We start from the raw sequence: 23,868 nt of genomic DNA on the forward strand, positions 1-23,868 counted from the left end.
TGATTAAATGAGCGATATTGGGATGAGTCATTACTTTAAATATTTTTCAAAGTTCATTAGACATACATCATAAAGAATTTACAACTAGGAGGCCAATTTAATGAATCTATTTAGAAAACAGAAATTTAGTATTAGAAAATTTAATATAGGTATTTTTTCAGCATTAATAGCTACAGTCGCATTTTTAGCTCATCCGGGGCAAGCAACAGCATCAGAACTGGAACCTTCTCAAAATAATGACACTACAGCTCAATCTGATGGAGGGTTAGAAAACACATCTCAGTCTAATCCTATAAGTGAGGAAACCACAAATACATTATCTGGGCAAACAGTACCTTCATCTACTGAAAATAAGCAAACACAAAATGTTCCTAATCATAACGCTCAACCAATTGCAATAAATACTGAAGAAGCTGAATCTGCTCAAACAGCATCTTATACCAATATCAATGAAAATAATGATACGAGTGACGATGGGTTACATGTTAATCAGCCGGCTAAACATCATATTGAAGCCCAATCTGAAGATGTAACAAATCACACGAACTCAAATCATTCAAATTCATCGATTCCAGAAAATAAAGCTACAACAGAATCATCAAGTAAACCTAAAAAAAGAGGGAAAAGATCATTAGATACAAATAGCGGAAATGACACGACAAGTACAACTCAAAATACGGATCCAAATTTAAGTAATACAGGTCCAAATGGCATTAACACTGTAATTACATTTGATGATTTAGGAATTAAGACAAGTACTAATCGCTCTCGACCTGAGGTAAAGGTAGTTGATAGTCTAAATGGCTTTACAATGGTTAATGGTGGTAAGGTCGGTTTATTAAATAGTGTGTTAGAACGTACAAGCGTGTTTGATAGTGCCGATCCGAAAAATTATCAAGCAATAGATAATGTCGTAGCCTTAGGACGTATTAAAGGAAATGATCCGAATGATCATGATGGTTTCAACGGTATAGAAAAAGAATTTTCAGTGAACCCTAATTCTGAGATAATATTTTCATTTAATACAATGACTGCTAAAAACAGAAAAGGTGGAACTCAATTAGTTTTAAGAAATGCAGAAAATAATCAAGAAATTGCTTCAACTGATATTCAAGGAGGCGGCGTATATCGTTTATTCAAGTTACCTGATAACGTACATAGGTTAAAAGTTCAATTTCTACCTATGAACGAAATACACTCAGATTTTAAAAGAATTCAACAGCTACATGATGGGTATAGATACTATTCTTTTATAGATACAATTGGTGTTAATTCTGGTTCACATCTATATGTGAAATCAAGACAAGTTAACAAAAATGTAAAGAATGGTAAAGAATTTGAAGTTAATACTCGTATAGAGAATAATGGTAACTTCGCTGCTGCTATAGGTCAAAATGAACTTACTTATAAAGTAACACTACCAGAAAATTTCGAATACGTTGATAATTCAACTGAAGTTTCATTTGTTAACGGGAATGTGCCTAATTCTACGGTAAATCCGTTTTCAGTTAATTTCGATAGACAAAATCATACTTTAACGTTTAGTAGTAATGGTTTAAATTTAGGAAGAAGTGCTCAGGATGTTGCTAGATTCTTGCCCAATAAAATACTAAATATTAGATACAAGCTTAGACCTGTCAACATCTCAACGCCACGTGAAGTGACTTTCAATGAAGCAATTAAATATAAGACATTTTCTGAATATTACATTAACACTAATGACAATACTGTTACTGGTCAACAAACACCTTTCAGTATTAATGTCATCATGAATAAAGACGATTTATCAGAACAGGTCAATAAGGATATCATCCCATCGAACTATACACTTGCTTCTTATAATAAATATAATAAGTTGAAAGAACGTGCTCAGACTGTTCTGGATGAAGAAACAAACAATACACCTTTTAACCAAAGATACTCTCAAACTCAAATTGATGATTTGTTACACGAATTACAAACAACACTAATAAATCGTGTGAGTGCTTCGAGAGAAATTAATGATAAAGCTCAAGAAATGACTGATGCTGTATATGATAGTACAGAATTAACTACTGAAGAAAAAGATACATTAGTTGATCAAATTGAAAATCATAAAAATGAAATTTCTAATAACATTGATGATGAACTTACAGATGATGGTGTTGAAAGAGTCAAAGAGGCTGGATTACATACTCTAGAAAGTGATACTCCACATCCAGTAACAAAACCAAATGCACGACAAGTTGTGAATAACAGAGCAGATCAACAAAAGACGCTTATACGTAACAATCATGAGGCAACTACCGAAGAACAAAATGAAGCGATTAGACAAGTTGAGGCACATTCATCTGATGCTATCGCCAAAATAGGTGAGGCAGAAACAGATACCACTGTAAATGAAGCTAGAGACAATGGTACGAAATTAATAGCTACAGATGTTCCAAATCCAACTAAAAAAGCAGAAGCTAGAGCGGCAGTTACCAACAGTGCAAATTCAAAAATTAAGGATATCAACAATAATACACAAGCAACATTAGACGAGAGAAATGATGCTATCGCACTTGTTAATAGATCAAAAGATGAAGCAATTCAAAATATTAACACTGCACAAGGTAATGATGATGTCACTGAAGCACAAAATAATGGAACGAATACGATACAACAAGTACCATTAACTCCAGTGAAAAGACAAAATGCAATAGCAACTATCAATGCTAAAGCGGATGAACAAAAACGTTTAATTCAAGCAAACAATAATGCAACGACTGAAGAAAAAGCTGATGCAGAGCGTAAAGTTAATGAAGCAGTCATAACTGCAAATCAAAATATTACCAATGCAACTACTAATAGAGATGTTGATCAAGCACAAACAACTGGAAGTGGTATCATATCTGCTATTAGTCCTGCAACGAAGATTAAAGAGGATGCACGTGCAGCAGTAGAAGCTAAAGCTATTGCACAAAATCAACAAATTAATTCAAATAATATGGCAACAACTGAAGAAAAGGAGGATGCATTAAATCAAGTAGAAGCACATAAGCAGGCCGCAATAGCAACTATCAATCAAGCGCAGTCAACTCAGCAAGTTTCTGAAGCTAAGAATAATGGCATAAATACTATTAATCAAGATCAACCTAACGCAGTTAAGAAAAATAATACAAAAACAATATTAGAACAAAAAGGAAACGAGAAAAAGTCAGCAATAGCTCAAACACCTGATGCTACCACTGAAGAGAAACAAGAAGCTGTCAGTGCTGTTTCGCAAGCTGTTACCAATGGCATTACCCATATCAACCAAGCAAATTCTAATGATGATGTTGATCAAGAACTTAGTAATGCAGAACAAATTATTACTCAAACTAATGTCAATGTTCAAAAAAAATCTCAAGCCAGACAAGCATTGATTGCTAAAACAAATGAAAGGCAGAGTACGATTAATACTGACAATGAAGGCACTATAGAAGAAAAACAAAAAGCAATTCAAAGTTTGAATGATGCTAAAAATTTAGCTGATGAACAAATTACACAGGCTGCTTCTAATCAAAATGTCGACAACGCCTTAAATATAGGTATAAGTAATATCAGTAAAATACAGACTAATTTCACTAAAAAGCAACAAGCTAGAGACCAAGTAAATCAAAAGTTCCAAGAAAAAGAAGCTGAGTTAAATTCAACACCTCATGCAACTCAAGATGAAAAACAAGATGCGTTAACTAGATTAACACAAGCAAAGGAAACTGCACTCAACGACATAAATCAAGCACAAACAAATCAAAATGTGGATACAGCACTTACTAGTGGAATTCAAAATATTCAAAATACACAAGTTAATGTTAGGAAAAAGCAAGAAGCCAAAACTACGATTAATGATATTGTTCAACAACATAAACAAACTATACAAAATAATGATGATGCTACAACTGAAGAGAAGGAAGTCGCAAATAATTTAGTTAATGCATCACAGCAAAATGTAATTAGTAAGGTTGATAATGCTACAACGAATAATCAAATTGATGGTATTGTGAGTGATAGTAGACAAAGCATAAATGCAATTACACCTGATACATCAATTAAAAGAAATGCTAAAAATGATATTGATATTAAAGCAGCTGATAAGAAAATAAAAATTCAAAGAATAAATGATGCTACAGATGAAGAAATTCAAGAAGCGAATCGTAAAATTGAAGAAGCTAAGATTGAAGCAAAAGATAATATTCAACGCAATAGTACTAGAGATCAAGTAAATGAAGCGAAAACTAATGGAATAAATAAAATAGAAAATATAACACCAGCAACTACTGTGAAATCTGAAGCTAGACAAGCAGTACAGAATAAAGCAAATGAACAGATTAATCATATTCAAAACACGCCTGATGCAACTAATGAAGAAAAACAAGAGGCAATAAATAGAGTAAGTGCTGAATTAGCAAGAGTTCAAGCACAAATAAATGCAGAACATACAACCCAAGGTGTCAAAACTATCAAAGACGACGCGATAACTTCTTTATCTCGAATTAATGCACAAGTTGTTGAGAAAGAGTCTGCAAGAAATGCAATCGAACAAAAGGCAACACAACAAACGCAATTTATTAATAATAATGATAATGCTACAGATGAAGAAAAAGAGGTCGCCAACAATTTAGTTATCGCTACAAAACAAAAATCATTAGATAATATTAACTCCTTATCTTCAAATAATGATGTTGAAAATGCTAAAGTAGCAGGAATAAATGAAATAGCTAACGTTTTACCAGCAACCGCTGTTAAGTCAAAAGCAAAAAAAGATATTGATCAAAAACTCGCGCAACAGATTAATCAAATTCAAACGTATCAAACTGCTACAACTGAGGAAAAAGAAGCGGCTATTCAATTGGCAAATCAAAAATCAAATGAAGCAAGAACAGCAATTCAAAATGAACATAGTAACAATGGTGTCGCACAAGCTAAATCTAACGGCATTCATGAAATTGAATTAGTTATGCCAGATGCGCACAAAAAATCTGATGCTAAACAAAGTATCGATAATAAATATAATGAGCAAAGTAATACTATCAACACTACACCAGATGCAACAGATGAAGAAAAGCAAAAAGCATTAGATAAATTAAAAATAGCTAAAGATGCAGGATACAACAAAGTTGATCAAGCGCAAACAAACCAACAAGTATCTGATGCAAAAACTGAGGCTATAGATACGATAACTAATATTCAAGCAAATGTTGCAAAAAAACCATCCGCTCGAGTGGAATTAGATTCAAAGTTTGAGGATTTAAAGCGTCAAATCAATGCAACGCCCAATGCTACAGAAGAAGAAAAACAAGATGCAATTCAAAGATTGAATGGTAAAAGAGATGAAGTTAAGAATCTAATAAATCAAGATAGACGTGACAATGAAGTTGAACAGCACAAAAATATTGGACTTCAAGAATTAGAAACGATTCATGCTAATCCAACTAGAAAATCTGATGCGCTCCAAGAGTTACAAACTAAATTTATTTCACAAACAGAGTTAATTAATAATAACAAAGATGCAACTAATGAAGAAAAAGATGAAGCCAAACGACTTCTTGAGATTAGTAAAAATAAAACTATAACAAATATCAATCAAGCGCAAACTAATAATCAAGTTGATAATGCTAAAGATAACGGCATGAATGAGATTGCTACCATAATACCAGCAACAACAATTAAAACAGATGCAAAAACGGCTATTGATAAAAAAGCTGAGCAACAAGTTACAATCATCAATGGTAACAACGATGCAACAGATGAAGAAAAAGCAGAGGCTAGAAAGCTGGTTGAAAAAGCGAAAATTGAAGCCAAATCTAATATTACAAATAGTGATACTGAAAGGGAAGTCAATGGTGCTAAAACCAATGGGTTAGAAAAAATAAACAATATTCAACCATCAACTCAAACTAAAACAAATGCTAAGCAAGAAATAAATGACAAAGCTCAAGAACAATTAATCCAAATTAATAACACGCCTGATGCAACCGAAGAAGAAAAGCAAGAGGCAACAAATAGAGTCAATGCTGGATTAGCACAAGCAATACAAAATATTAATAATGCACATAGTACTCAAGAAGTAAATGAATCTAAAACAAATAGTATTGCTACAATCAAGAGTGTACAACCCAATGTGATCAAAAAACCGACTGCTATAAATAGTTTGACTCAAGAAGCTAATAATCAAAAGACGTTAATAGGTAATGATGGTAATGCTACTGATGATGAAAAAGAGGCTGCAAAGCAATTAGTGACCCAAAAATTAAATGAACAAATTCAAAAAATTCATGAAAGTACACAAGATAATCAAGTTGATAACGTAAAAGCACAAGCTATCACTGCAATTAAATTGATTAATGCAAATGCACATAAAAGACAAGATGCCATTAATATTTTGACTAATCTAGCTGAAAGTAAAAAATCAGATATAAGAGCCAATCAAGATGCAACTACTGAAGAGAAAAATACGGCAATACAATCTATAGATGATACGTTGGCACAAGCACGTAACAATATTAATGGTGCAAATACAAATGCGTTAGTGGATGAGAATTTAGAAGATGGTAAGCAAAAGTTACAACGTATTGTGTTGTCAACTCAAACTAAAACACAAGCTAAAGCAGACATTGCTCAAGCAATAGGTCAACAAAGGTCGACAATAGACCAGAAACAAAATGCTACAACAGAAGAAAAACAAGAAGCCCTTGAGAGACTTAATCAAGAAACAAATGGAGTCAATGATAGAATACAAGCAGCTTTAGCAAATCAAAATGTTACAGACGAAAAAAATAATATATTAGAAACAATAAGAAATGTTGAACCTATTGTAATTGTAAAACCAAAGGCTAATGAAATAATTAGAAAAAAAGCTGCGGAACAAACGACTTTAATAAATCAAAATCAAGATGCGACACTAGAAGAAAAACAAATAGCACTTGGCAAATTAGAAGAAGTAAAGAATGAAGCGTTAAATCAAGTATCACAGGCACACTCAAATAATGATGTGAAAATTTCGGAAAATAATGGAATTGCTAAAATTTCTGAGGTCCATCCTGAGACTATAATTAAACGTAATGCTAAACAAGAAATTGAACAAGATGCGCAAAGTCAAATTGATACTATCAATGCAAATAATAAATCAACTACTGAAGAAAAATCAGCCGCTATAGATAGAGTTAATGTTGCTAAAATTGATGCTATTAACAATATTACTAATGCTACAACTACACAATTAGTTAATGATGCTAAAAATAGTGGTAACACGAGTATTAGCCAAATATTACCAAGTACAGCAGTCAAAACTAATGCATTAGCAGCTCTAGCTAGCGAAGCTAAAAATAAAAACGCTATAATAGATCAAACACCAAATGCGACAGCAGAAGAAAAAGAAGAAGCAAATAATAAAGTTGATCGTCTTCAAGAAGAAGCAGATGCTAATATCCTAAAAGCGCACACTACTGATGAAGTTAATAATATTAAAAATCAAGCTGTTCAAAATATTAACGCTGTTCAAGTTGAAGTTATCAAGAAACAAAACGTTAAAAACCAATTAAATCAATTCATTGATAATCAAAAGAAAATTATTGAAAATACGCCTGATGCAACACTAGAAGAAAAAGCTGAAGCTAATAGATTGCTTCAAAATGTACTAACTTCCACATCAGATGAAATTGCTAATGTAGATCATAACAACGAGGTTGATCAAGCTTTAGATAAAGCTAGACCAAAAATCGAGGCAATTGTACCACAAGTTAGTAAGAAACGAGATGCTTTAAATGCAATCCAAGAAGCATTTAATTCACAAACTCAAGAAATACAAGAGAACCAAGAAGCTACGAATGAAGAAAAAACTGAAGCATTAAATAAAATAAACCAATTACTTAATCAGGCTAAAGTAAATATTGATCAAGCACAGTCAAATAAAGATGTAGATAATGCGAAAACACGTAGTATTCAAGATATAGAGCAAATTCAACCACATCCACAAACAAAAGCAACCGGGCGTCACAGATTAAATGAAAAAGCTAACCAACAACAAAGTACTATTGCAACTCATCCTAATTCAACAATTGAAGAAAGACAGGAAGCAAGTGCAAAACTACAAGAAGTTCTTAAAAAAGCCATAGCTAAAATAGATAAAGGTCAAACCAATGATGATGTAGAAAAGACTGTAGTAAACGGAATAGCTGAAATTGAAAATATATTACCTGCTACTACAGTTAAAGATAAAGCTAAAGCTGATGTAAATGCTGAAAAAGAGCAGAAAAACATACAAATTAATAGTAATGATGAAGCAACGACTGAAGAAAAATTAGTTGCTAGTGACAATTTAAATCACGTTGTCGAGACAACAAATCAAGCTATTGAGGATGCACCAGATACCAACCAAGTGAATGTAGAAAAGAACAAAGGTATAGGTACAATTAGAGATATTCAACCACTTGTAGTTAAAAAACCTACTGCCAAATCTAAAATTGAAAGCGCAGTAGAAAAAAAGAAAACTGAAATTAATCAAACACAAAATGCAACTCATGATGAAGTAAGAGAGGGTTTAAATCAGTTAAATCAAATTCATGAAAAAGCCAAAAATGATGTAAATCAATCTCAAACTAATCAGCAAGTTGAAAATGCTGAGCAAAATAGTTTAGATCAAATCAATAACTTCAGACCAGATTTTAGTAAAAAACGTAATGCAGTAGCTGAAATTGTTAAAGCGCAACAAAACAAAATTGATGAAATAGAGCAAGAATTTAGTGCTACACAAGAGGAAAAAGACAATGCTTTACAACATTTAGATGAACAGGTTAAAGAAATCATTAATTCTATAAATCAAGCTAATACAGATAATGAAGTAGATAATGCTAAAACTTCTGGGTTGAATAACATAACTGAATACAGACCAGAATATAATAAAAAGAAAAATGCTATATTAAAATTATATGATGTTTCAGATACTCAAGAAGCTATAATTAATGGTTATCCTGATGCAACTGAAGATGAACTTCAAGAAGCTAATAGTAAGTTAAATAAAATACTTTTAGATGCAAAAAAACAAATTGGTCTTGCGCACACAAATAATGAAGTTGATGATATTTATAATGAAGTTTCCCAAAAAATGAAAACTATTTTACCACGTGTAGATACAAAAGCGGTAGCACGTTCTGTACTTAATGCACTTGCTAAACAATTGATTAAAACTTTTGAAAATACTGCAGATGTTACTCACGAGGAACGTAATGATGCGATTAATCATGTAAAAGAACAATTATCTTTAGTATTCAATGCCATTGAAAAAGACCGAAAGGATATACAAGTTGCGCAAGATGAATTATTTGGATTAAATGAATTAAATAGTATATTTATCAACATAACTCAAAAGCCAACTGCCAGAAAAGCAATTAGTGGTATGGCGAGTCAATTAAACAACTCTATCAATAATACGCCATATGCTACAGAAGAAGAACGACAAATTGCACTGAATAAAGTTAAGGCGATTGTTGATGATGCAAATGAAAAAATACGAGAAGCTAACACTGATAGCGAAGTACTTGGAACAAAATCAAACGCAATAACATTGTTACAAGCAATCAGTGCGGATGTACAAGTTAAACCACAAGCATTTGAAGAAATCAATGCACAAGCTGAAATTCAAAGAGAACGTATTAATGGAAATAGTGATGCGACAAGAGAAGAAAAAGAAGAAGCTTTAAAACAAGTTGATACATTAGTAAATCATTCATTTATTACAATTAATAATGTTAATAAAAATCAAGAAGTTTATGATACTAAAGACAAAACGATTGAAGCTATTCATAAAATCAAACCAATATCAACTATCAAACCACAAGCATTAAATGAAATCACTATTCAACTAGACGCTCAACGTGATTTAATAAAGAATAATAAAGAGTCTACAGTTGAAGAAAAAGCCTCGGCTATCGATAAATTAATTAAAACTGCAGCAAGAATAGCCGAAGCAATAGATAAAGCTCAAACAAATGAAGAAGTTAAAAATATTAAAAAACAAAGTATTGATGAAATTTCTAAAATACTACCTGTTATTGAAATTAAATCAGCTGCAAGAAATGAAATTCATCAAAAAGCAGAAGTTATTCGCGGATTAATTAATGATAATGAAGAAGCGACTAAAGAAGAAAAAGATATCGCATTAAATCAATTAGACACAACTCTAACACAAGCAAATGTTTCAATTGACCAAGCATTAACAAATGAAGCTGTTAATAGAGCTAAAGAAATAGCAAATTCTGAAATTAATAAAATTTCTGTCATTGCCATTAAAAAGCCTGAAGCTATAGCAGAAATTCAAGAACTAGCAGATAAAAAATTAAATAAATTTAAACAAAGTCAAGAAGCTACTATTGAAGAAAAGCAATCAGCTATCAATGAATTAGAACAAGCTTTAAAATCAGCTATTAATCATATTCATCAATCTCAAAATAATGAATCAGTGAGCGCTGCATTAAAAGAAAGTATATCTTTAATAGACTCGATTGAAATTCAAGCACATAAAAAATTAGAAGCTAAAGCATACATTGATGGATATAGTGACGATAAAATTAATGACATATCTTCTAGAGCGACTAACGAAGAAAAACAAATATTTGTAAGTAAACTTAAAGCATTAATCAATCGTGCACATAAACAGATTGACGAAGCTGAAACATTTGTTTCAATTGAAACAATTGTCCGAAACTTTAAAGTTGAAGCGGATAAATTAAACTCAATTGTACGTAAAAAAGCTAAAGCATCGAAGGAAATTGAATTAGAAGCAGACCATGTAAAGCAAATGATAAATGCAAATTTAAGTGCTAGTACTAGAGTGAAACAAAATGCTCGTACATTGATAAATGAAATTGTTAGTAACGCTTTAAGTCAACTTAATAAAGTAACCACAAATAAAGAAGTTGATGAAATAGTTAACGAAACGATTGAAAAACTTAAGTCAATACAAATAAGAGAAGATAAAATATTGAGTAGTCAACGTTCATCAACATCTATGACGGAAAAATCTAATCAATGTTATAGTTCCGAGAATAATACAATTAAATCTCTACCAGAGGCAGGAAATGCTGATAAATCACTACCATTAGCAGGAGTTACTTTAATATCTGGTTTAGCAATCATGTCCTCACGTAAAAAGAAAAAAGATAAAAAAGTAAATGACTAAATTTATAAATCACAAAACCGGAGATATCAATTGATAAACTCCCTTCAAAGTAGACATTAATATAATGAAAACTTTGAAGGGAGTATTTTTAGATATTCAATATAAAATCGACGCTAATCTATTATTATACGTCTTTTAAGAATAGCAAAATGTAAATTCTTTTCAATACTAAATCAGTTCATTTAAGGTAGTTATTAATATTTACCATCTATATGTGAAATATAATAATTATAAATTTAATGGAGTTGAATACCTTTATCACGTTCTAATAACAAATTATTAATTGTAATGGTGGTTATGTTGTGGAAATATTAAGAAATACTATTTATGAATTAGTTTATGTACAATCTAGATAAGTTTAATAATAAAAATTATTTGTTTTGATCTATTTTAAATTCACCAGCAAACATTCCAGCAACATGACCCGTAACTAATGCGCTTGTTATATTATAACCTCCAGTGTATCCATGAATATCTAGGACTTCGCCACATAAAAATAATCCTGGCACTAATTTAGACATCATAGTTTTTGGTTCTATTTCTTTTAAAGAAATACCGCCGCCTGTCACAAAAGCTTTGTCTAATGGAAGTGTGCCATCTACTGTAAAGGTAAAAGTCTTTAGAAGATTAATAAAAGTTTGAAACTGTTGATTTGATAAATGATGTGCAGTCATTTCATCATTAATACCAGATTGTTCGAGAATAAACAATAAATACCGCTCTTCTATTAATCCTCGCAAGCTATTTTTAATATATTTATCTGGTTCTGCATTAAGTATTTTTCTCACTTTTTGAGATAGTTGATCTACGTTTAGTTCAGGAAAAACATCTAATTGCATATGGATATTTTTCTTTTTTTGATTTTTCTGCTCTTTATAAACAAACTGACTACATCTAAGAGCAGCAGGACCACTAATTCCAAAATGTGTGAATATCATATCCATTTGATGACTTACTCTTTTTTTACCATTTTTCTTTAAGACCGATAAATTAACATCTTTTAAACTTAACCCTTTTAAGCGATTTGATTTGATAAAAGTTTCTGATGAAGTGATAGGCACTTCAGTAGGGAATAATTCTGTTATAGAATGACCTAGAGATTTTGCAAATTTGTAACCATCTCCAGTAGAACCGGTTTGAGGAACTGATGTACCGCCTGTAGCAATAATTAAACTGTGACTTTCAAATTCACCTATTTGTGTTTTAACTTTAAAATTATGGTCATACGAAACACTGACAACTGGTGTTTCTTCCTTAACCTCAACATGATTTTCTTTGAGTTGGTTAATAAGCACATCAACAACATCTTGAGATTTATTTGAAACTGGAAACATTCTACCATGATCTTCTTCTTTAAGTTTGACTCCACGGGTTTCAAAAAAATTTATAATAGAAAGATTATCAAAAACTGAAAAAGGGCTATATAGGAATTTACCATTACCCGGAATATTTTTTATGATTTCATCATATGGAAGTCTATTAGTTACGTTGCAACGACCACCACCTGAGATTTTTAGTTTCCGTCCAAGACCTTTTTTCTTTTCGATTAATAAAACTGATTTATTTTTTTCACTTGCAGCAACCGCAGCCATAGCCCCACTTGGGCCACCTCCGATAACAATTGTTTGATACATGATGATAACCTCCATACCTTTTTATCTTAATTATTGTAAATGGAATAGGATGACAAAGCTTAAGATAATAATTATAATATAAAACTTGGCAAATAATATTAAAATTGAAGTTGAGAGTCTATTAAAGTCCATATTGATTTTAATTAAAGTTATCTTTATAGGACAAACAACTATTATTTTGTGATATATTTTAAAGTAATGCAAGATAATGAGTTTAACAGTAAAAATAGAACTGACAAGCATTAATAATTATTAAGATAGGAAGATAGGTTATGAGTGAAAGTAAAGAAATGGTTCGTGGAACCTTTTTAATTACAATAAGTATTTTAATTACAAAAGTATTAGGTGTCTTATTTATTATTCCGTTTACTGCTTTAATAGGTGGACAAGCCAACATGGCACCTTTTACTTATGCTTATGCACCATACAATATAGCTATAGCTATAGCAACAGCTGGTGTTCCGCTTGCCGCGTCAAAATATGTTGCTAAATATAATGCACTAGGTGCATATAAGGTCAGTCAGAAGTTTTATAAATCAAGTTTTGTAGTCATGAGTATTACAGGAATTGTAGGTTTCCTAGTTTTATATTTATTAGCACCATACATAGCTGAACTAACCTTATCACGTAATACTCATGGTAATAGTGGATGGACAGTAGCTGATATCACTTGGATTATTAGAATAATAAGTATGGTAGTTATATTTATTCCAGTTCTCGCAACTTGGAGAGGAATATTTCAAGGATACAAATCGATGGGACCTACTGCAGTGTCAGAAGTTACAGAGCAAATTGCAAGAATTGTATTTATTTTAGTAGGTAGTTATTTAACGCTCAATGTATTTGGAGGTACAGTTCTTCAGGCAAATGGTATTGCAACGTTTGCAGCTGCAATAGGTGCAATCGCAGGAATACTTACATTATGGTATTACTGGATTAAAAGAAGAAAAAATATTAAAAAAATGGTCGACTCAGATACAGCGAATCTAAATGTTTCATACGGGAAAATGTATAAAGAAATTATTGCTTATAGTATACCGTTTGTCATAGTAAGTTTGAATTTTCCACTATTTAATTTGGTCGATCAGTTTACTCATAATGGTGCGCTTAACCTTGTAGGTGTCAAACCTGGTTTGCAAGATATATTCTTTAACATGTTAAACATGTCTACAAACAAAATAGTAATGATTCCAACATCATTAAGTGCTGGATTTGCTGTCAGTTTAATACCATTTATAACTAAAACCTATGAAGAAGGTAGATATGCAGAGATGCATCGACAAATTAGAACTTCGATTGGAGTTTTAATGTTCATTACTGTTCCAGCTAGTATTGGTATCATGGCATTAGCGCAACCTTTGTTCACAGTATTCTATGGTTTTGATCCAGTTGTTCACGGTCACGATCCAAATTTCGATGGAAGTAGATTATTATTTTATTATGCTCCTGTTGCAATTTTAATTTCATTATTAAGTGTTACAGCATCAATGTTACAGGGTATCGATAAACAAAAACTAACAGTTTTTGTTATTTTAGGATCTGTTTTAATTAAACTGATTCTCAATTATCCTTTAATTATGTTATTACACACACCTGGCGCTGTATTAAGTACAGCAATAGCTTTATTATTTGCAATTTGTTGCAATTTCTATATTCTTAAAAAATATGCAAACTTTAAATTTAGTTACAGTTGGATACATTTAGCTAAGATTATTCTAATTTCAATCATCATGATGATTGGGGTTGAGGTGATTTTCTTCATTTTAAGATTATTCTTGGAACCAACTAGATTTAATTACTTGATTATTGTTGCAATTGGTGTCATTGTGGGAGCAATCATTTATGGTGGTATTACAATCAAGACTAAATTAGCTGATGAATTTTTAGGTGATATTCCCGCTAAAATAAGACGTAAAGTGAAGATGTTGCGATGAGATTAGATAAATTTCTAGCTAATATGGGTGTTGGAACGCGATCAGAAGTTAAACAGTTACTCAAAAAAGGATCTGTTAAAGTCAACCAAAATATAGTTAAGTTACCTAAACTTCATGTTAATCCTAATTCTGATGAGATAATGGTAAATGATGAAGTAGTTAGTTATATCGACAAAGTGTATATCATGTTAAACAAACCAAAAGGTTATATTTCAGCGACAGAGGATGAGGTGCATCCTACTATTATTGATTTGATACCTGAATATGCACATTTAAATATTTTTCCGGTCGGACGTTTGGACAAAGATACAGAAGGATTACTCCTTGTTACAAATGATGGACAGTTTAATCATGAAGTAATGAATCCCAATAAGCATGTTTCAAAGACTTATGAAGTCTATTCAAAACACCCAATAACTCAATTCGATATTGATAAATTTAAATCCGGAATAGAATTATCAGATGGAAAATTAAAGCCTGCAATTTTAAAGAAAGTTGATAATTATGTATCACATGTCACTATTTACGAAGGAAAATATCATCAAGTTAAAAGAATGTTTCATAGTATCGAAAATGAGGTATTAGAATTGAAACGCATAAAGATTGCTCAACTAGAACTAGATCATAATTTAGATTTGGGTAGTTACCGTTTGTTAACACAAATAGATTTTGATAATCTTAAGAACTAACAAAGGAGAGATGTAAAATGGGAAAAAGTACTAATTTATTTAAAATTGCATTAGGCATTGGTGGTGCAATTACTGTTGTAGCATTATCACGTAAAGAAAGTCGAGATAAACTTAAACAAGAATATAATAAATATAAAGAAAATCCTGAATCATATAAATCTAGCGCTAAAGATTTAGCAACTCAAATAGGTAATAAAGCTAATGAAACAATTCAAGAAGTTAAGAAGAACCCTAAAGACTATGTTGAACGTATCAAAAGTAATCCTAAAGAATTTTTAGAAGAAGAAAAGTCTAAAATTATTGGCAAAAATGATCAGACACAAGATGATATTGAAGAAGGAAAATTTGATGCTGAAGGCGGCGCAACTGTCAATAACAATTTAAGAGTTGTTACTGAAGATGACTTAAAAAATAATAAAAATGCATTACAAGATAAAAAAGAATAATTATACATTTTAAATTTAGTGGAACAGAATTTGAATTCAATTCGTTGTTCCACGGTGATTACAAAGATTCGTTTTAAACATAAGTGTTATTAGTTTATTTTCAATCCGTTCATCGATTGTTAAGAATAAGAGAAGCCTAGGACATTAATTTGTACCTAGGCTTTTATATATTTTTTAAATATAAGTTAATCATTTAGTCACTACTTATTAATAAAAATTAAGTTATTTTTCTGACATCTTACTGTAGTTTCTTTTAAACATCATGTAAAATGGAACATAACTTAGAAAAAAAGGAAGTTGATCTCGAATGTGGAAAGAAAAGGTTCTAGAGTACGAAAATCAAATGATTGAAGATCTTAAAGGTTTATTATCTATAGAAAGCATCAGAGATGATTCTAAAGCCACTGCTGATGCACCTGTGGGACCAGGACCGAGAGAAGCTCTTGATTACATGTACAATTTAGGTAAAAGAGATGGTTTTTCAACGCATGACGTTGATCATATAGCTGGTAGAATTGAAGCTGGTAAAGGAGAAGATGTATTAGGTATTTTATGTCATGTCGATGTAGTACCCGCAGGCGATGGGTGGGATTCAAACCCATTCCAACCAGTAGTGACAGACAATGCAATTATAGCCAGAGGGACACTGGATGATAAAGGACCCACCATTGCTGCCTATTATGCAGTTAAAATTTTAAATGAGATGAAGGTAGATTGGAAAAAACGTATACACATTATTATCGGAACTGATGAAGAATCAGATTGGAAATGTACAGACAGATATTTCAAAACAGAAGAAATGCCTACCTTAGGTTTTGCTCCAGATGCAGAATTCCCAGCAATACATGGTGAAAAAGGTATAACAACCTTTGATTTAGTACAAAATGAAGTGACAGAAGATACAGATGAACCTGACTATGAGTTATTAAAATTTGAATCTGGTCAAAGATACAATATGGTTCCTGATTATGCTAAGGCAGAAGTGCTCGTCAAAGAAAATATGACAGATGTCATTCAAAACTTTGAAAACTTTTTACAACAAAATCAACTACAAGGTGAAAGTACAGTTGACAGTGGTATTTTAATATTAACAATTGAGGGTAAAGCAGTTCATGGCATGGATCCATCTTTAGGTGTTAATGCAGGATTGTTTTTACTTAAATTTTTAGCAAGTCTTAATCTAAATAAAAGCGCAAAAGATTTCGTAGAATTCAATGAGCGATACTTATTTGAATCTCACTTTGGTGAAAAAATGGGTATGAAGTTCCATACTGATATTATGGGAGATGTCACTACTAATATCGGGGTTATCAGTTATGATAAAGAAAAAGCAGGCAGTTATGGTATTAATCTAAGATATCCCGAAGGATTTAAATTTGAAGACGCAATCGATAGATTTAGAAGTGAAATTAATGAACTAGGTTTTAATTTAGAACTTGGCAAAGTTCAAAAACCACACTATGTCGATAAAAATGATCCATTTGTAAAAACACTTGTAAACGCATATAGAAATCAAACAGGTGATATGACTGAACCATATACGATTGGTGGAGGAACATATGCGAGAAATTTAGATAAGGGTGTCGCATTTGGTGCGATGTTTGCAGATTCAGAAGATTTAATGCATCAAAAAAATGAGTATATAACTAAAAAGCAATTGATCAATGCAACAAGTATTTATTTAGAAGCTATTTACGCTTTATGTGTGGAGGATTAATTTATGACAAAAGTTTTTATAAATGGTGAATTTGTTAATGAAGAGGATGCTAAGGTTTCATATGAAGATCGAGGCTACGTGTTTGGGGACGGAATCTATGAATATATACGGGCATATGATGGGAAATTGTTTACCGTTAAAGAGCATTTTGAAAGATTTTTAAGAAGTGCTGAAGAAATAGGACTAGATTTAAATTATACTATTGAGGAATTAATTGAATTAGTACGCCGATTATTAAAAGAAAATAATGTGGTGAATGGCGGTATTTATATACAAGCTACTCGTGGTGCTGCTCCTCGAAATCATTCATTTCCTACACCACCTGTAAAACCTGTTATTATGGCGTTTACAAAAAGTTATGATAGACCTTATGAAGAATTAGAACAAGGAGTTTATGCCATTACAACTGAAGACATTAGATGGTTACGTTGTGATATTAAAAGTTTAAATTTATTAGGAAATGTATTAGCTAAAGAATATGCTGTTAAATATAATGCTGCAGAGGCTATACAACACCGAGGTGATATTGTCACTGAGGGTGCATCTAGTAATGTTTACGCAATTAAAGATGGAGTGATATACACGCATCCAGTTAATAATTTTATATTGAACGGAATTACTCGCCGTGTCATAAAATGGATAGCAGAGGATGAACAAATACCATTCAAAGAAGAAACATTTACAGTAGAATTTCTTAAAAGTGCTGATGAAGTTATCATTTCTAGTACTTCTGCAGAAGTTATGCCAATTACAAAAATTGATGGTGAAAATGTTCAAGACGGACAAGTTGGTACTATAACACGACAATTACAACAAGGATTTGAAAAGTATATTCAATCGCATAGTATTTAAAATTTTTAAATTTATAGTTTGAGGATGAAAATTTAAAATAATTGTCTTATTTCACCGTAAATCTTATCTTATAATGTGTTATAATTTATAATAAAGCGATTTAGAAATCAAAGAGACATTAGACTAGTAAAATGTATCTTTTTGTTTCTGATTTTTAGTTGAAATGTAACCCTAAAAATTATAAAATCTTTTATGAGTGATAAATTATGAACGGATTAAATAAGTCTGATTAAGATGGGACTAAGTATTGACTTAAATAGCTCACATAAACTGTTAACAAATTAAATGTAAAGCGTAAAAAACAAACGCTTTGTAAAAATTAGAATATATGGCTCACGAAAAACTATTTCTTGAGCCATTTTCTAGTTGAAAGTGAGGTGAACGTGTTGGAGCAGTTTTATCAGTTAGGGTGGACACTTGATTCGGCAGGAGGAGCTTCTGGTGAAGCATATATGGCTGAACAAGATGGACAAAAATTATTTTTAAAACGAAATTCAAATCCTTTTATTGCTGCGCTATCTGCAGAAGGAATTGTACCTAAACTTGTTTGGACGAAACGTATTGAAACAGGTGAAGTAGTAACAGCTCAGCATTGGAAAAATGGCAGAGAATTAAATGAAGATGAAATGAACCAAACAAGAGTCGCTGAACTACTACATAAAATTCACGGTTCAAGACCTTTATTAACTATGCTAAAGCGTATGGAGATGGAACCTATTACGCCTGACATTATGTTGAATAAAATTAACGCATCACTTTCAAGAGAAGTTTTGACACATCATGTTGTGAGAAGAGCTTTAACTTACCTTGAAGATCATATACCGAATTTAGACGCACGTTTCTTTACTGTTGTACATGGAGATGTTAATCATAACAACTGGTTATTATCAGATCGGGATGAACTTTACCTTGTGGATTGGGAAGGTGCAATGATTGCAGACCCAGCGATTGACATTGGTATGCTGCTTTACAATTACGTTCCTCAAAACAAATGGTCTCAGTGGTTTAAAACTTATGGCGTTGAAGAAAGTGTCAATTTGAATAAACGTATGAAATGGTACACAGTTATTCAAGCAATAGGTCTTATTCAATGGTATGAAGAACAAAAACGCTATAGAGATATGAATACATGGCTGAAATTTTTAAATGAAGTAATGAATAGTAACTTATTTATATAAGGAGTAATTAATGATGAGAGTTCGTTACAAACCGTGGGCCGAAGATTATTTAAAGAACCATCCTGATTTAGTAGACATGGATGGTGCTCACGCAGGTAAAATGTCTGAGTGGTTCGAAAAAGAACAACCGATTTATATTGAAATTGGTTCAGGAATGGGACAATTTATAACAACATTAGCAGCACAATATCCAGAGATTAATTTTGTATCAATGGAACGTGAAAAAAGTGTGATGTACAAAGTTCTTGATAAAACAAAAGAAATGGGTCTTAAAAATTTAAAAATGATTTGTAATGATGCTATTGAGCTTAATGAGTATTTCAAAGATAAAGAAATATCTAGAATTTACTTAAATTTTTCAGATCCTTGGCCTAAAAAGCGCCATGCAAAAAGACGTTTGACGTATCATACATACCTTGCATTATATAAACAAATACTTAAAGATGACGGTGAAATTCATTTTAAAACTGATAATCGTGGTTTGTTCGCATTTAGTATAGAAAGTATGTCGCAATTTGGAATGTACTTTACTAAAATGAATTTAAATTTACACGATGAAGATGATGAAGATAATATAGTGACAGAATATGAGAAGAAATTCTCTGAAAAGGGATCTCGTATTTATCGAATGGAAGCTAAATTTCATAAATGTTTCGAATAGAATAGGTAACTTATCATTTATATCAAATCAACTTTTATGTTTAAAATTATCATGAAAGTTGTTTTTTTACAAAAAGCCCCAAATGATTTTAAATATAAATTCATTTGGGGCGAAGTTATTGTGATAGGTTTTTATTATTATTATATAATATCAATTTTACCTCAGAGTTCAATTATATCAATGATTTGTCCTGACACAGCATCTGCATAAAATTCATAATTAATAAGATGGTCATTTTTTAATACTGTGATACCACCTTGGTATATTGGTTGATTATGATTTATATTTTCTAAAACGATTGGTTCTTGCACAATATAGGAACCTTTTACTTCTCTAAAATAAGTTTTGACTTCATTTAGTAATAATTCGGCGTTATACAGTTTTTTCTTCGTCAAAAAAATGAGAGAAAAGATTAATATTAAAAAAGCTGTAGAAAAAAACAATATAGTTATTTTTTTAAAATTAACTGACTTCATCACAAATTCTCCTCTTACATAATTCATATCATTAGTTTACCACATTGAAGATGATATAATTAAGCATAAGGAGTGAGATTTTATATGACTATTGATAACTCAAAAACATTGGAACGAATTAAAATATTAACAGAGCTTCATGGAGCACCTGGTTTTGAAGATGAAGTGAGAAGTTATATGAAAAGTGAAATGGAACCATACGTGGATAAGTTTATTCAAAATAAGATGGGTGGTTTCTATGGTATAAAAAAATCAAATAAAGAAAACGCACCTCGAGTTATGATAGCAGCACATATGGATGAAATAGGTTTTATGATTACTCATATTAATGATAATGGAATGATTCAATTTACGAATTTAGGTGGCGTGGCTAATGATATTTGGCAAGGACAAAGATTAAAAATAAAAAATAGATACGGTAAAGAAATCATAGGTGTAGTTGCTAATATTCCTAAACATTTTAGAACAGGAAATGAAAGCATACCTCAAATCAAAGATTTAATGCTAGATATTGGTGCTTCTTCATCAGAAGAAGTGCGCAATCGGGGTGTAGAGGTGGGCGATACAATAGTTCCTCACACAATAATGACTCAGTTGTCAAAAAACAGATACAGCGCGAAAGCCTGGGACAATCGATATGGTTGTGTCTTAGCTATTGAGATATTAGAATTATTAAAAGACGTTCAACTAGATGTTGACTTATATGTTGGTGCCAATGTACAAGAAGAAGTTGGACTTAGAGGAGCTAAAGCTGCCGCAAAGCAAATTGATCCTGATATTGCATTCGTTGTCGATTGCTCCCCTGCAAATGATATCAAAGGTAAACAACAACTTTCTGGTGTGTTAGGGGAGGGGACTTTAATTCGTATCAAAGATGGTACTATGATACTTAAACCATTATTTAGAGATTATCTCCTTAAGCTAGCAGAAGAAAATCAGATTGCATATCAATATTATATATCACCAGGTGGTACAGATGGTGGGGAGATTCATAAAGAAAATGAAGGTATACCAACAGCTGTTATTGGAGTATGTGCGCGTTATATTCATAGCACTGATGCGGTCTTTGATATTAGAGATTATTTTTCTGCACGTCACTTGCTAAAAGAAAGTATTATTCATTTAACAAGTGGACAAATTCAACAATTACAATATGGAAAGGAATTTTGATATTTATGATTAAACTTGAATCAGAACAACAATTTGAAGAATTAAAAAAAGGGTATACAGTATTTGAATTCACTGCTGGATGGTGTCCAGATTGTAAAGTAATTGAACCGGATTTACCTAAATTAGAGAAAAAATACAGTCAATTACAATTTGTGTCTGTAGATAGAGATCAATTTATAGATATTTGTGTTCAAAATGATATTTTAGGCATTCCTAGTTTTCTTATCTTTAAAGAAGGTCAACTTTTAGGAAGCTATATAGGTAAAGAGAGAAAATCAATTGATCAAATTGATCAATTTTTATCTCAACACATTTAATAATTAGTCAGAAAATGACTCAGCAAATCTACATTAATTTATAATAACAAATTAATGTGATTATCTGAGTTTTTTCTGTTAACTCAACATTATTTATTGTAAACTGTAAAAAGGTGCGAAAATAGGGAGTGTTAATAATGAATGTCTTCCAAATGAGAGATAAATTGAAAGCGCGTTTAAAACATTTAGACGTAGAATTCAAGTTTGATAGAGAAGAAGAAACGTTACGTATTGTAAGAATTGACAATCACAAAGGTGTAACGATTAAACTTAACGCTATCGTCGCAAAATATGAAGAACAAAAAGAAAAAATTATAGATGAAATTTGTTATTATGTCGAGGAAGCAATCGCTCAGATGGGTGATGAAGTGATTAATAATGTTGAGGACATACAAATTATGCCGGTTATAAGAGCTACAAGTTTCGACAAAGAAACTAAGGAAGGTCATGCATTTGTGTTAACAGAACATACTGCTGAAACTAATATATATTACGCTCTTGATCTAGGGAAATCTTATCGGCTAATAGATGAAAATATGTTACAAACGTTAAATTTAACTGCTCAACAAGTGAAAGAAATGTCACTATTTAATGTTCGTAAGTTAGAGTGTCGCTATAGTACGGATGAAGTTAAAGGTAATATTTTTTACTTCATCAACACAAATGATGGATATGATGCAAGTCGTATTTTAAATACTTCTTTTTTAAATCATATTCAACACCAATGTGAAGGTGAAATGCTTGTTGGTGTGCCACATCAAGATGTATTAATTCTTGCAGATATTAGAAATAAAACAGGTTATGATGTTATGGCTCATTTGACTATGGAATTCTTTACTAAAGGACTTGTTCCGATTACTTCTTTATCATTTGGTTATGATAACGGACATCTAGAGCCAATATTTATTTTGGGGAAAAATAATAAACAAAAAAGAGATCCTAACGTTATTCAACGTTTAGAAGCGAACAGAAAAAAATTCAAAAAAGATTAATGATAGAAATGGAGTTTTATAAATGAACTTATTTTACAATCCTAAAGGTGTTGGAGATGTTGCATTTATTCAAATTGAACCTTCAGTTGGTCCTTTTGAATATGAACAAAAACATGGTGTGGTAGAAATCAAAAAAGAAAATGAGGTAGTAGGTTATAATATATTTAATGTGTCTAATAATGTGACAATAAATGATAATGGACATATTAAACTAACTACTGAATTAATCAAAGATTTACAACAACTGATTACTGAAGCAGGTTTTGATTATCAACTTGATACTGATGTATCGCCTAAATTTGTAGTTGGTTACGTAGAAACTAAAGAAAAACACCCTAATGCAGACAAACTAAGTGTGTTGAATGTAAATGTCGGTACTGAAAAACTTCAAATTGTTTGTGGGGCTCCAAATGTAGAATCTGGTCAGAAGGTCGTTGTTGCAAAAGTTGGGGCCGTTATGCCAAGCGGAATGGTAATTAAAGATGCCCAATTACGTGGGGTAGATTCTAGTGGTATGATTTGCTCAATGAAAGAATTAAATTTGCCTAATGCTCCTAAAGAAAAAGGAATTATGGTACTTAACGATGACTATGATATTGGTCAGGCATTTTTTGAATAATTAA

The 23,868-nt window shown here is 31.4% G+C and carries 14 protein-coding genes; 12 read left to right on the plus strand and 2 right to left on the minus strand.

The annotated features are described in order from the left end of the window. Positions 1–100 precede the first annotated feature (100 nt). Positions 101–11,179, plus strand: a complete 11,079-nt coding sequence (locus tag FNL83_RS05360; protein WP_001832672.1) for a SasC/FmtB family protein — start codon at positions 101–103, stop codon at positions 11,177–11,179. A gap of 371 nt (positions 11,180–11,550) precedes the next feature. Here FNL83_RS05360 and FNL83_RS05365 read toward each other — a convergent pair whose 3' ends face one another. Further along, positions 11,551–12,813, minus strand: a complete 1,263-nt coding sequence (locus FNL83_RS05365; RefSeq protein ID WP_001830813.1) for a BaiN/RdsA family NAD(P)/FAD-dependent oxidoreductase — start codon at positions 12,811–12,813, stop codon at positions 11,551–11,553. Between the two features lie 272 nt (positions 12,814–13,085). Between FNL83_RS05365 and FNL83_RS05370 the strand changes: the two genes are divergently transcribed. The 7 genes from FNL83_RS05370 to trmB all read left to right on the plus strand — a co-directional run bounded on the left by FNL83_RS05370 (position 13,086) and on the right by trmB (position 20,290). After that, positions 13,086–14,747 carry a putative polysaccharide biosynthesis protein gene (locus FNL83_RS05370; protein ID WP_001830740.1) on the plus strand — a complete coding sequence of 554 codons (1,662 nt, stop codon included), beginning with the start codon at positions 13,086–13,088 and terminating at the stop codon, positions 14,745–14,747. Then, on the plus strand, positions 14,744–15,436 hold the full coding sequence (locus FNL83_RS05375; RefSeq protein ID WP_001830817.1) for a pseudouridine synthase: 693 nt from the start codon (positions 14,744–14,746) through the stop codon (positions 15,434–15,436). Before FNL83_RS05370 ends, FNL83_RS05375 begins: the two co-directional genes overlap by 4 nt. 17 nt (positions 15,437–15,453) lie before the next feature. Continuing rightward, positions 15,454–15,882: a YtxH domain-containing protein gene (locus tag FNL83_RS05380; protein WP_002456453.1), complete on the plus strand. Its 429-nt coding sequence runs from the start codon at positions 15,454–15,456 to the stop codon at positions 15,880–15,882. A gap of 307 nt (positions 15,883–16,189) precedes the next feature. Then, positions 16,190–17,599 carry a dipeptidase PepV gene (gene pepV, locus FNL83_RS05385; RefSeq protein ID WP_001830828.1) on the plus strand — a complete coding sequence of 470 codons (1,410 nt, stop codon included), beginning with the start codon at positions 16,190–16,192 and terminating at the stop codon, positions 17,597–17,599. A 3-nt stretch (positions 17,600–17,602) separates the two neighbouring features. Continuing rightward, the gene (gene dat, locus FNL83_RS05390; RefSeq protein ID WP_001830829.1) at positions 17,603–18,451 is read left to right on the plus strand and encodes a D-amino-acid transaminase; all 849 of its coding nucleotides are present in this window, start codon (positions 17,603–17,605) and stop codon (positions 18,449–18,451) included. A 386-nt stretch (positions 18,452–18,837) separates the two neighbouring features. Then, positions 18,838–19,629, plus strand: a complete 792-nt coding sequence (locus FNL83_RS05395; protein WP_001830846.1) for a phosphotransferase family protein — start codon at positions 18,838–18,840, stop codon at positions 19,627–19,629. 13 nt (positions 19,630–19,642) lie between these two features. Continuing rightward, a complete protein-coding gene (gene trmB, locus FNL83_RS05400; RefSeq protein WP_002493957.1) occupies positions 19,643–20,290 on the plus strand; it encodes a tRNA (guanosine(46)-N7)-methyltransferase TrmB in 648 nt (215 codons plus the stop codon). Positions 20,291–20,451: 161 nt separating this feature from the next. On the opposite strand, the gene FNL83_RS05405 is transcribed toward trmB, so the two are convergent. Beyond that, positions 20,452–20,766, minus strand: a complete 315-nt coding sequence (locus tag FNL83_RS05405; protein ID WP_001830778.1) for a PepSY domain-containing protein — start codon at positions 20,764–20,766, stop codon at positions 20,452–20,454. A gap of 84 nt (positions 20,767–20,850) precedes the next feature. Between FNL83_RS05405 and FNL83_RS05410 the strand changes: the two genes are divergently transcribed. The 4 genes from FNL83_RS05410 (at position 20,851) to ytpR (ending at position 23,864) form a co-directional block, all read left to right on the plus strand. Beyond that, positions 20,851–21,936, plus strand: coding sequence for a M42 family metallopeptidase (locus FNL83_RS05410; protein WP_002456454.1), 1,086 nt, complete (start codon positions 20,851–20,853; stop codon positions 21,934–21,936). 5 nt (positions 21,937–21,941) lie between these two features. Next, positions 21,942–22,253: a thioredoxin family protein gene (locus FNL83_RS05415; protein ID WP_001830792.1), complete on the plus strand. Its 312-nt coding sequence runs from the start codon at positions 21,942–21,944 to the stop codon at positions 22,251–22,253. A 137-nt stretch (positions 22,254–22,390) separates the two neighbouring features. Continuing rightward, complete coding sequence (locus FNL83_RS05420) at positions 22,391–23,245, plus strand: DUF1444 domain-containing protein (protein ID WP_001832670.1); 855 nt, start codon at positions 22,391–22,393, stop codon at positions 23,243–23,245. A gap of 22 nt (positions 23,246–23,267) precedes the next feature. Continuing rightward, a complete protein-coding gene (gene ytpR, locus FNL83_RS05425) occupies positions 23,268–23,864 on the plus strand; it encodes a YtpR family tRNA-binding protein (RefSeq protein WP_001830779.1) in 597 nt (198 codons plus the stop codon). Positions 23,865–23,868 lie beyond the last annotated feature (4 nt).

The organism is Staphylococcus epidermidis, assembly GCF_006742205.1.
GTDB classification, from domain to species: Bacteria; Bacillota; Bacilli; order Staphylococcales; family Staphylococcaceae; genus Staphylococcus; species Staphylococcus epidermidis.

Excerpts from the sequence above, each read along its gene's own strand:
- pepV (WP_001830828.1), top strand. The coding sequence starts at position 16,190 with ATGTGGAAAGAAAAGGTTCTAGAGTACGAAAATCAAATGATTGAAGAT.
- FNL83_RS05420 (WP_001832670.1), top strand. The coding sequence starts at position 22,391 with ATGAATGTCTTCCAAATGAGAGATAAATTGAAAGCGCGTTTAAAACAT.
- FNL83_RS05375 (WP_001830817.1), top strand. The coding sequence starts at position 14,744 with ATGAGATTAGATAAATTTCTAGCTAATATGGGTGTTGGAACGCGATCA.
- FNL83_RS05365 (WP_001830813.1), bottom strand. The coding sequence starts at position 12,813 with ATGTATCAAACAATTGTTATCGGAGGTGGCCCAAGTGGGGCTATGGCT.
- trmB (WP_002493957.1), top strand. The coding sequence starts at position 19,643 with ATGAGAGTTCGTTACAAACCGTGGGCCGAAGATTATTTAAAGAACCAT.
- FNL83_RS05410 (WP_002456454.1), top strand. The coding sequence starts at position 20,851 with ATGACTATTGATAACTCAAAAACATTGGAACGAATTAAAATATTAACA.
- FNL83_RS05415 (WP_001830792.1), top strand. The coding sequence starts at position 21,942 with ATGATTAAACTTGAATCAGAACAACAATTTGAAGAATTAAAAAAAGGG.
- FNL83_RS05380 (WP_002456453.1), top strand. The coding sequence starts at position 15,454 with ATGGGAAAAAGTACTAATTTATTTAAAATTGCATTAGGCATTGGTGGT.
- FNL83_RS05360 (WP_001832672.1), top strand. The coding sequence starts at position 101 with ATGAATCTATTTAGAAAACAGAAATTTAGTATTAGAAAATTTAATATA.
- ytpR (WP_001830779.1), top strand. The coding sequence starts at position 23,268 with ATGAACTTATTTTACAATCCTAAAGGTGTTGGAGATGTTGCATTTATT.
- FNL83_RS05370 (WP_001830740.1), top strand. The coding sequence starts at position 13,086 with ATGAGTGAAAGTAAAGAAATGGTTCGTGGAACCTTTTTAATTACAATA.
- dat (WP_001830829.1), top strand. The coding sequence starts at position 17,603 with ATGACAAAAGTTTTTATAAATGGTGAATTTGTTAATGAAGAGGATGCT.
- FNL83_RS05405 (WP_001830778.1), bottom strand. The coding sequence starts at position 20,766 with ATGAAGTCAGTTAATTTTAAAAAAATAACTATATTGTTTTTTTCTACA.